The sequence below is a fragment of the Saccharopolyspora sp. NPDC002578 genome (assembly GCF_053592695.1).
On record NZ_JBSFWJ010000003.1, the window covers coordinates 36770 to 46970 of the forward strand.

Genomic DNA, 10201 nt, shown 5'->3' on the forward strand with positions numbered 1-10201 from the left:
CGCCCGTCCGGTTAGCCTCGATCGCGGGAACGACCAGAGAGGACCGGACTCATGCGGACGGCTTGGGTGATGCCTGGTGGATCAACGTTCGGGGCCGTCCAGGCCGGACTCGCCACCGCGCTGTTCGAAGCTGGTGTCGAACCTGATCTGCTGATCGGCACGTCAGCGGGTTCGTTGAACGCCGCTTGGCTCGCTCGCGACCCGTCCCGCCGAGGGGCGAGCGAGCTGCGGGAACTGTGGCGCACGATGCGTCGTTCCGACATCTTCCCCATCCAGCCGAGCCGCATCATCGCCGGGAAGCTCGGAATCACGAACCACCTGATGGCGAGCAGCGGGCTCGCGCGCTGGGTGCACCGCACGCTTCCGTACCGGACGTTCGAGCAAGCGGAGATTCCGCTCACCGTGACCGCTACGGACGTCGATACGGGCGCGGCGGTGTACTTCGATCAGGGGCCGCTGCTTCCGGCGCTCGTCGCGTCCTGCTCCATCCCTGGCCTGTTCCCGCCACTCAAGGTGAACGATCGTTGGCTCGTGGACGGGGGAGCCGCAGCGTTCATGCCGATCAGCAAAGCCGTGGAGCTCGGGGCGGAGCGGGTTTTCGTACTGCCATGCGGAGGCGATGAGCCGTTCAGCTGGCAGCAACCCCGCAGGCGCGGCGTCGGCTCCGTTGCGACGGTGCCGGCGCCGCTCACGCCTCCTCGAACGGTCAGCGGGGTCAACGGCGCGGCACTCGGTGCTGCGATGCTCGCGTCGGCACGGCTCGATTTGCAGCTGAACTCGACCCGTTGCGATCTTTACGTTCTCCCGGCGCCGTCCACGGCTGGACTGTCCCAGTACTCGTTCTCGCACTCTGCCGCGCTCATCGACGCCTCGTGGCGCATCGCCGAAGCCTGGTACCCCCGAGCCCGCCCGCTCGCCGCAGGTCCAGTCGACAGCAGCGGCAACCCAGAACAAACCCAACCACCCCTCGCCACCTACAGCTGAAGGCGCGAAGCAAGGGAACCTTCCTGTCACCTGTGACAGAAAGGTTCCCTTGCTCGAGAGCCCAGTGGAGATGGGTGACGGCTGAATCTGGACATGCGAATGCCCGGAGGTCGGCGATGGCCGTTCCTCCGGTGCCGTGCGGGCGTGCTAGTTGAGCAGGTGGGCCTTCACTTCATCGGTCGGTGGGGATGGTTCGAGTCTCAACTTCGGGGCGCGTTCTGAGGGCCGCTGCTTGGTATGCCCGGCGAATGTTCTCGACGACTTCCTCGGGGTTGTTCGTCAAATCGGTGGGGAGGATTTGAACCACCGCGATGCCATGAGTCGCGTAGCGGGTGTTGCGTTTTGTGGTCGCCGCATAGTCGGATTTGGAGAAGTGGTAGGCGAAGGAATCGATTTCGACGGCTAGCGCTACATCGTCGAACCATGCGTCCGGAATCCCGATGTAGTGGCCGTGGGCGCTGAACAGGGAGACGTTCCATGACGGTTGGGGGAGGTCGGATGATTTGATCAGCTTGAATGCGTGTAGCTCGGCAGGTGAGCGGAGGTCGGCTGTCATGGCGTGCAAGATGTCCCTGGGAAGTCCGGTCCCGCGCCTGCTTCCTCGGTCCATCTCCTGCTTCAGCGCGCGAGGTGAGCATTGGGGAGCTCGCTGGATCGCTTCGATCAGCAGTGACTCCGTCGATTCCCGAGGTTGCCATGTGCGTGCCGCGTCCATCACGGCTCGTGTCGCCGGTGCCAACGGGATCTCGTTCTTGACGACCGGGTGCGGCAGTCGGGTAGTGCGTTCGAACTTGATCTGATCGCTTCCTTGAATCTTCTTGCCGTGCGGGATCAGGACGTGAACTGGGGCGTTTTCATCGGGGGCCGTCAAGCCGTGGATTCGCGCCCCGTGCATTCCGGTGATCATGGCTGTGGGGCCGGCCCGCAACAGTGCGGCCGTGATCAGATCATGAGTGGTGGGCGGTCCTGGGGCGACTAGAACGATGCCTGGCAGCAGTCGGGTCCACGGTCCATCTGCTCGAGCGCGGCGGTAGCTGGTCGACTGTGAGACGCCGAGTTTCTCCAGTTCGCGGACGTGGAACACGCGACGCGGGGAGTTCTGGACGATGCTTCGATTGATTACGGTCGATGACATGCAATCACTATCGGTCACAGCTGGTTTTCGCCAGTGCACAACATTCGTCGGTGTGTCGGCCGCGCCGTGGCGCACGTGTGGCGAAGCGAGCAAGGGAACCTTTCTGTCACTGATGACAGGAAGGTTCCCTTGCTCTCAAGGCCGCGGGAGGTCGGTGCAGTGGGTGTTGGGGGGTGGGAGGGATTTGGTTAGGAGGTAGTGGGCTGCTGCGGTGTCGAGGCAGGTGCTGCGTTGGCTGGCGAAGGCTCCGTGGGAGCGGCTGCCGTCGAGGGTGATCAGCCGGGAGCGGGGGAGTCGGGCCTGCATCCGGCGGGCGCCGTCGAGGGGGGTGGTGGGGTCGTGTTCGGCCTGGGTGAGCAGGACGGGCGGCATGCGGGGATGTCCGAGCCGGGTGGTTTCGCGCGGCTCGGGCCAGAAGGCGCAGGTGTCGGCTTCCACGCCGGTGAGCACGGGCTGCGGGTCGGCGGCGCGCAGGGCGCGGACCGCGCTTAGGACGTCGTGGACGGCCGGGCGCGGGCTGTCGGCGCATTTGACGGTGCGCAGCGCCGCTTCGTAGTTGTGGTCGTCGGGCTCGGTGGGGCGCAGCGCGGTGTTGTCGCCGGTGTGCACGTATCGGCTGAGGGCGTGGGCGAACGGTTCCCACCGCTCGGTGCGCGACAGGGCGCGGTAGACGACCCGGTCGAATTCGTCCGGCCCGAATTTACCGGTGGGGAGCTTGCTGCGCGCGTCCAGGTAGTGCTCGCGAACGGTGTTCCGGTCGTTGCCGAGTCCGATTACGGGGCGTGCGGCGATCCAGTCGAACAGGGCGTCGCGCTGGTCGAGCATGGCGAAGCCTTGGCGGACGTCGAAGTCGTGCCAGGCGTCGGGGCTGACGACGCTGTCGAGCACCATGCGTCCGGTGCGCTGGGGAAATTCGGCGGCGTAGGCGGCGCCGAGGTAGGTGCCGTAGGACACGCCCACGTAGTTCAACCGCGGCTCGCCGAGCGCTTGCCTGATCCGGTCCATGTCGCGTGCGGTGTTCGTGGTGTTGATGTGCGGTAGTGCCGGTCCGATGGCGCGGGCGCAGTCGTCGGCGAGCCGGTGCAGCCCGTCCAGGTAGGCGCTTTCCTGTTCGGCTCCGGTGGGGACGGGGTCGGGGCGGGGGTGGTCGAACAGCCCGCCTGCGGGACCGCAGTCGACGGGTGCGCTGCGGCCGACGCCGCGCGGGTCGAATCCGATGATGTCGTAGCTCTGCCGCACTTCGGCGGGCATTTTGGCCCGTTTGCTCTCGGCGTAGTCGAGTCCGGTGCCGCCGGGTCCGCCGGGATTGACCAGGAGCGCTCCGCGATGTTGGGCGGCCGTCCCGGAAGCGCGGATGCGGGACACGGCGACATCGATCGCCGGGCCGTTTTCCTGCGCGTAGTCCAGCGGAACCCGTAAATGTCCACATTGGACTTCAGGGTTGTCGGTCACGTCGGTCGGGCACGGTCCGAAGTGGATTTCTCCGGTCGGTTCGGCGGTGGCGGCGGGAAGGGGCAGGAGGGTCGCGAGCAGAGGTGCGAGCAGGGTGGCGCGACTTCGTCGCAAAGTGAACACGCTGAGTTACTCCAGTGTTACCTGAATGGGGTTTGCCAACTGTATTGAACATGATTATCGTTACCGTCCGCTAGTGGGCAACGGTGCGGAGGAGTCGGAGTGGGTCACCTGCTGATGGTGGAAAGCTGGGTCGGGGCGATGAGCACGTTGCTGCCCCGAGGAATCCGGGACGGGGGCCACCGGTTCAGCTTCCTCACCCGGGACGTGCAGCACTACTTGCGCGCGTGGAACCGTCCTGGCTCCCATCCCCTGCTCGGCGCGGAGAACGTGCTCCACGCCGAGACCAACGACGTGGCCTCGCTGGTCGAACACGTGGCGAAGCTCCAGCCGGCGCTGGGATTCGACGGCGTGCTCACCTCGTGCGACTACTACCTCGGCGCCACCGCGCATCTCGCTCAGCGCCTCGGCCTGCCCGGATCTCCGCCGGAAGCGGTGGCGCGCGCCTGCAACAAGGACCAAACCCGATTAGCCCTGCGCGAGGCGGGGGTGCCGGGGCCGGCGTTCGCGCTCGCCGACGGCGCCTCCGGGCTGCGCGAAGCGGCCCTTGCCCTCGGATTCCCGTTGGTGATCAAGCCGGTCGACCTGTGCGCGGGAATGTTCGTGCGCAAGGTGTCGAACGAGGCGGAACTCAGCGAAGCGGTGCGCGAGCTGGAGGGCTTCCCCGTCAACGCCCGCGGGCAGCGGCGCAGCGGCACCGTGCTGCTCGAAGAGCTGCTGACCGGACCCGAAGTGAGCGTGGAAGCCGTGACCGCGCACGGTCGAACGACCGTCGTCGGTGTGACGGACAAGAGCGTCGCGGGCGAATCGTGCTTCGTCGAAACGGGGCACATGTTCCCCGCCGCTCTCGACGCGGACACGGAGCGGGCCGTCACCTCGGTCGCTGTCGCCGCCATCGCGGCGCTCGGCCTGGACAACACCGTCACGCACACCGAGCTCAAGTTGACCCCGACTGGCCCCCGCATCGTCGAGGTCAACCCGCGCCCGGCGGGCAACCAGATCACCGAGCTCATCCGCAGGGTGACCGGGATCGACCTGCCCGCGGTGCACGCGCAGCTCGCGCTGGGCGAATCCCCGCGGTTGGCGGCCGAACCGACCGGTGCGGGCAGCGCGGCGATCTCCTTCCTGCTCCCGCCGCGGACCGGGCCGATCGATCGGATCGACGGCGCGGAGGGGATTCACGGGATCGACGGTGTCGTCGACAGCGCTTTCAAAGCGGCAGGGCACGTGGCGGGCCCGGCGAACAGCAACAACAACTACCTCGGCCACGTCATGACGACCGATCCGGCGCCCGGCGCGGCGCGAGCTCGTGCCGAAGCGGCGATCGGCTCCGTGGAGGTCGTCTACGCGGCGGGCCTGGTCGGCGCATGAAGGACGCCTTCCTGTCATGGGACAGGTTCACCGCGGCCGTCGGAGCGGGGATGGCGGGCGACGAGGTCGACGAAGCGGAGGTGAGCGTCGGCTTCCTCACCCAGCAGGGCGTGCGGCACTCCGGCCGCGGGAGTTCCTACCGCAACCACGTGCTGAGCCTGCGGGTAGAGGACGCCGTCGGATCGTGCGCCGTGGAGCCGGGAGCGCTCACCGACGAGCTGGTCGTCGACTGCGTCGGCGCTCCGGTCGGCCGGTTGCTGCGGCACCCGGAGCCCGCGGTGCGCATCGCGGCCGCGGACGCGTACTTGATGTGGCGGCGCCCGCACCACGAGCACGCGGAGGAGGTCCGGCTCCACCGCGGCAGTTCTCTGCAGAAGTCGTTGCAGCGGGCCGAAGCCGTGGTCGAACTGGTGCCGGACGGCGCTCGCCGGGTCCTGGTGATCGGGGTGGTGAACTCGCTGCTGCACCAGCTCCGCCGCCGCGATATCGACTACGTCGCCTGCGATTTCAAAGGCGGCGTGACCGAGTGGGGCGAACCGATCGTGCGGGACGCCATGGCCGAGGTCGGCGGCTGCGATGCCGTGCTGGCCTCCGGGATGGTCGCGGGCGGAGAGACCTTCGAACCGCTGCTGGCGCACGTGCGCGCCACCGGAACACCGCTGGTCATGTTCGCGCAGACCGCGAGCGCGGCGCTGCCGTGGTTCCTCGGCTCCGGTGTCACCGCGATCTCCGCCGAGCCCTACCCGTTCTTCTGGCTCGACGGCGGCGCCAGCTCGATCTACCGCTACTCCGCTCCGCGGAATCCGGAGCCAGGGAAGGACATTCGTTGATCGACCTCAGCACCAGCCCGGCCCGAGCGGCCAACCCGGACCTGCTGTCGCTGATGCGGGACACACCGGTCACCCGGATCAGCACGCCGCTGCCGGATCACCAGCCGGGGTTCTGGGCGAAGCTCGAATGCCTCGGCGCCGGCGGGATGAAAGCGCGCGCCGCGATCGCGATGCTGCGCGGAGCCCGCTCTCGCGGTGAACTCCGGCCCGGGGCGCCCGTCGTGGAGTCCACCAGCGGCACCCTCGGGATCGGGCTCGCCTTCGCTGGGCAAGCGCTCGGGCATCCCGTCGTCCTCGTCGTCGACCGGGAGCTGGAGCGAAGCATGCGGTCGCTGCTGCGCGCGCACGGCGTCCGGACCGAGGTCGTCGACCGCCCGCATCCCGCGGGAGGCTGGCAGCAGGCCCGGCTGGATCGGGTGCAGCAGCTGTGCGCGGAACTGCCCGACGCCTACTGGCCGGACCAGTACAACAACCCGGACAACCCGGCCGGGTACGTGAAGTTGGCGGAAGAACTCGTCGCCCAGCTCGGTTCGGCCGACACCCTGGTCTGCAGCGTCGGCTCGGGCGGGCACAGCGCGGGCATCATCCGCACGTTGCGGCGGCACTGGCCACGGCTGCGCCTGATCGGGGTCGACACCGTCGGCTCGACGATCTTCGGGCAGCCCGCGCGACGCCGCCTCATGCGGGGGCTCGGCAGCAGCATCTTCCCGCGCAACGTCGCCTACGCCGAGTTCGACGAGGTGCACTGGGTGGGTCCGGCCGAAGCCGTCGACGCCTGCCGCAGGCTCGCCGCGCACTCCTTCGTCAGCGGAGGGTGGAGCACCGGCGCGGTCGCCTTGGTGGCGGGCTGGGAAGCCCGGCGCGAATCCGGTTCGCAAGTCGTCACCGTGTTCCCCGACGGCCCGCACCGCTACCTCGACTCGATCTTCGACGACGACTTCTGCCACGAACACGGCCTGCTCGGCGGACGACCGGCGACCCGGCCGGTGGAGATCGCCGACGCCGCGGCCGTCGAAGTGCACGGCTGGGCGCGGTGCGGTGCCGTGCACGACCCCGCGCGGTCCGCGGAGGTGCCCGCGTGAAGCTCACCTGGCACACCGGCACGCTGCGGTTGCGGGAGCCGTTCCGCATCTCCCGCTCCGTCATGCACGAACGGGACGCCGTGTGGATCGACGTGTCGCACGACGGGCACATCGGACACGGCGAAGCCGTCACCAGCGTGTACTACGACCTCGACGTGCCGCGGATCGTCACTCAGCTCGAAGCGCTGCGACCGGTCATCGACAGCAGCGACGACCCCGGTGCACTCCTCGTCGAGGCGCGGCGGTGGGCCGTGCTCGACCCCGGGCTGCGGTGTGCCGTGGAAGCCGCGGTGCACGACCTGGCGGCGAAGTGCCGCGGCATCGCCGTGCGAGAACTGGTCGGCGCGCCGGAATTCGAGACCGCGCGCACGGCGTGCACCATCGGCATCGTCGACGTGGCTCAAGCGGTGCGAACCGCCACCGACCTCGTCGACAAGGGATTCGGCGTTCTCAAGGTCAAGCTCGGGGACGGTACCGACGACGCGGCCAGGGTGGCGGCGATCCGCGCGGCCGCACCCGACGCCCGGCTGCTGCTCGACCCCAACGGGGCGTGGGAGCCCGGACAGGCGCTGCGCATCCTCGAAACCCTGGAACCGCACGGGATTTCCGCCGTCGAACAACCCATTCGCCCCGGCACGCCCGCAGACCTCGGGTGGGTCGCGCAACGCAGCCCCATCCCCGTGATCGCGGACGAAGACGCGCACACGATCGACGACGTCCGCGAACTCGGCTCCTCCGTGCACGGGGTGAACGTGAAACTGGCCAAGTGCGGTGGGATCCAGGCCGCCGTCGAGATCATCGAAACGGCCCGCTCCGCCGGTGTCGACGTGATGCTCGGATGCCTCGTCGCGAGCTCGCTCGGCATCGCCCCCGCCGTGCACCTCGCAGGATTCGCCCGCTGGACCGACCTCGACGGGCACCTGCTGCTCGCCGACGACCCCTGGGACGGGATCGGAGGGATCGACGGAACACTGCGGCTCAGCGGACGTCCCGGGCTGGGAGTGCGACCGAGGTCGGCGACATGACGACGTGGCGACTCGTCCGGAGCTTCCCGGTCGCGGTGCAGGTGCTGCTGGTCAACCAGCTCGGCGTCAACATCGGCTTCTACCTGCTCATCCCGTACCTCGCCGGCTACCTGGGGCACGACCTGGGCATGTCCGCCGCCCTGGTCGGAGTGGTGCTCGGGGTGCGCAACCTGAGCCAGCAAGGCCTGTTCCTCATCGGCGGCACCGCGGCCGATCGCCTCGGTGCTCGCGGGGTGATCATCGCGGGATGCGCGCTGCGCACCGTCGGGTTCGGGCTGTTCGCGCTCGGCACCTCGCTGCCGATCCTGCTGGCCGCCTCGATCCTCAGCGGGCTCGCCGGGGCGCTGTTCAACCCCGCCGTGCGCTCCTACCTCGCGCAGGAAACCGGGGAGCGGCGAGCGGAGGCGTTCGCGTTGTTCACCGTGTTCGCGAACACCGGTGCGCTGATCGGGCCGCTGCTCGGCAGTGCGCTCGTCGTCATCGGCTTCGCCACCTCCGCGCTCGTCGCCGCGCTGATCTTCGCGCTGCTCACCGCCGCCCAGATCGCGGTGCTGCCGCCCAGAGCAGTACCGCCGGCGCGCAACACGGTCCTGCGGGACTGGCGCGGCGTGCTCGCCAACAAGAGGTTCCTCGTGTTCACGCTCGCACTGACCGGGATGTTCGCCCTGCAGAACCAGCTCTACCTGGTCCTGCCGATGGAAGCGGCCCGGCTCACCGGATCCAGCGGCACCGTCGCCGCCGTGTTCATCGTCTCCACGGTGACCGGACTGCTGCTCCAAGTCCGCATCACCAGGGGCTGCCAGCGGAAGTGGTCCCGGGGCGGTGCCATCGCGGCGGGCATGGGCCTGATGGGGCTGGCCTTCCTCGCCACGGTGCTCGGCGGGATCGCCATCCCCGATGCGCCCGCCGCGCTCGGCCTGCCCGAACAGCTGCTCCGGCTCAGCCCGGTGCTGGTGGCGACGCTCGTGCTCACCCTCGGGCTGCTGATGGCGCAGCCGTTCGTCAACGACCTCATCCCCTCCTTCGGGCCGAACGCCCTCTCCGGCACCTACTTCGGGGTCTTCTACCTGGCCGCCGGTGTCACCGCGGCAGCGGGCAACGCGGTGATCGGCCGGGTGAGCGACCTCGCCGCGCACCCGTGGGCGCCGTCGGCGCTGTGCCTCGGCCTCGGCCTCGCCTCGGCCGCCGCGGTGTTCGTGCTGCACCGCAACGGACTCGTAGGTCCGGAACCGACTTCGCAACCAGGAGCCTCCGCGTGCACAACGATGCCAACTTCCTGACCGACAACCCCGAGCTCTACGAGGAGCAATTCCCCGACCCGGAACACCTCGCCGCGCGATTCGTCCTCGACCTGATCGGCCGGTACGGCGGCGGGGAGGACATCCTCGACGTCGGCTGCGGCAGCGGTCGCGATGCCGCGCACTGGTCGCGCAACGGGTATTCCGTGACCGGAATCGACACGTCGCCGCGGATGATCGAGCACGCGCAACGGCAATGCCCCGACGGAACCTTCGCGCTCGCCGACATGCGCACCTTTCGGCTCGATACCGCATTCGATGCCGTCACGTGCCTCGACAGCGCATTCCTGTACTGCCACACGAATTCCGATCTCGACGACTTCCTCGACCGGTGTCGCGCACACCTGCGACCTGGTGGGCTGCTCATCGCCGAAATGCGCAACGGGGCTTTCTTCCTCGGCAACTCCGAGCTGCTCGACGGAATCCGGGAACGGTCCGTGCAGTGGAAAGGGGCGGCGTACCGGTCCCGGACCCGGCTGTGGATCGACCACGCCGAGCAATTGCTGCGACGGGAACGGGTATGGGACTGGCCGGGTTGCGGCCGAGAACTCACCCAAAGATCCGCCTGGCGCCTGCTCTTCCCACAAGAACTCCGCCGAATCCTCGCCCAAGCGGGTTTTGACGTGCTCGCCATGTTCGACCACCCCGGCCCGCGCACCGACCCGACCTGGCACCCCAGCGCGGACCTCAGCACCGGCCTCTCCGGCGACCGCCTCCACCTCATCGCCCAGCGCACCACCTGAGTTCGTGGTGCGAGGAAGGGAACCTTCCTGTCACCCGTGACAGGAAGGTTCCCTTCCTCGCGGTGTCGCGGCGTGAGGTAGATCCCCTTTCGGGGGTTGTTGAAAAGTATTATCGTTTTCTTTTGGTGTGGCTGGTCGGGTGGCCGGCGGTGAAGGCATCG

9 protein-coding genes are annotated in these 10201 nt (G+C 68.7%); 7 read left to right on the forward strand and 2 right to left on the reverse strand.

All coding sequences use genetic code 11. The annotated features are described in order from the left end of the window. The first annotated feature begins 51 nt into the window (after positions 1–51). Complete coding sequence (locus ACWD38_RS02735; RefSeq protein ID WP_184482146.1) at positions 52–984, forward strand: patatin-like phospholipase family protein; 933 nt, start codon at positions 52–54, stop codon at positions 982–984. A gap of 172 nt (positions 985–1156) precedes the next feature. Here the strand turns inward: ACWD38_RS02735 and ACWD38_RS02740 are convergent, their stop codons facing one another. Together ACWD38_RS02740 and ACWD38_RS02745 are read right to left on the reverse strand one after the other, a co-directional pair. Continuing rightward, positions 1157–2119 (reverse strand): hypothetical protein, encoded by a 963-nt coding sequence (locus ACWD38_RS02740; RefSeq protein WP_184482144.1) that lies wholly within the window; start codon positions 2117–2119, stop codon positions 1157–1159. 135 nt (positions 2120–2254) lie between these two features. Continuing rightward, the gene (locus ACWD38_RS02745) at positions 2255–3571 is read right to left on the reverse strand and encodes an alpha/beta fold hydrolase (protein ID WP_450123207.1); all 1317 of its coding nucleotides are present in this window, start codon (positions 3569–3571) and stop codon (positions 2255–2257) included. Between the two features lie 222 nt (positions 3572–3793). Between ACWD38_RS02745 and ACWD38_RS02750 the strand changes: the two genes are divergently transcribed. Genes ACWD38_RS02750 through ACWD38_RS02775 form a run of 6 tightly spaced genes read left to right on the forward strand, consistent with a single transcriptional unit; the run spans position 3794 to position 10040 of the window. Continuing rightward, positions 3794–5062: an ATP-grasp domain-containing protein gene (locus tag ACWD38_RS02750; RefSeq protein WP_184482142.1), complete on the forward strand. Its 1269-nt coding sequence runs from the start codon at positions 3794–3796 to the stop codon at positions 5060–5062. Continuing rightward, complete coding sequence (locus ACWD38_RS02755; RefSeq protein WP_246457082.1) at positions 5059–5892, forward strand: hypothetical protein; 834 nt, start codon at positions 5059–5061, stop codon at positions 5890–5892. Before ACWD38_RS02750 ends, ACWD38_RS02755 begins: the two co-directional genes overlap by 4 nt. A 53-nt stretch (positions 5893–5945) precedes the next feature. Beyond that, a complete protein-coding gene (locus tag ACWD38_RS02760) occupies positions 5946–6974 on the forward strand; it encodes a PLP-dependent cysteine synthase family protein (RefSeq protein ID WP_221316761.1) in 1029 nt (342 codons plus the stop codon). Then, a complete protein-coding gene (locus ACWD38_RS02765; protein ID WP_450123208.1) occupies positions 6971–7999 on the forward strand; it encodes a dipeptide epimerase in 1029 nt (342 codons plus the stop codon). The genes ACWD38_RS02760 and ACWD38_RS02765 overlap by 4 nt, the downstream gene beginning before the upstream one ends. Then, positions 7996–9279, forward strand: coding sequence for an MFS transporter (locus tag ACWD38_RS02770; protein ID WP_184482139.1), 1284 nt, complete (start codon positions 7996–7998; stop codon positions 9277–9279). The genes ACWD38_RS02765 and ACWD38_RS02770 overlap by 4 nt, the downstream gene beginning before the upstream one ends. Next, positions 9255–10040 (forward strand): class I SAM-dependent methyltransferase, encoded by a 786-nt coding sequence (locus ACWD38_RS02775; RefSeq protein ID WP_450123209.1) that lies wholly within the window; start codon positions 9255–9257, stop codon positions 10038–10040. The genes ACWD38_RS02770 and ACWD38_RS02775 overlap by 25 nt, the downstream gene beginning before the upstream one ends. Positions 10041–10201 lie beyond the last annotated feature (161 nt).

Coding starts and splice junctions, on each gene's coding strand:
- ACWD38_RS02735 (WP_184482146.1), top strand. CDS start 52: ATGCGGACGGCTTGGGTGATGCCTGGTGGATCAACGTTCGGGGCCGTC.
- ACWD38_RS02740 (WP_184482144.1), bottom strand. CDS start 2,119: ATGTCATCGACCGTAATCAATCGAAGCATCGTCCAGAACTCCCCGCGT.
- ACWD38_RS02755 (WP_246457082.1), top strand. CDS start 5,059: ATGAAGGACGCCTTCCTGTCATGGGACAGGTTCACCGCGGCCGTCGGA.
- ACWD38_RS02760 (WP_221316761.1), top strand. CDS start 5,946: ATGCGGGACACACCGGTCACCCGGATCAGCACGCCGCTGCCGGATCAC.
- ACWD38_RS02770 (WP_184482139.1), top strand. CDS start 7,996: ATGACGACGTGGCGACTCGTCCGGAGCTTCCCGGTCGCGGTGCAGGTG.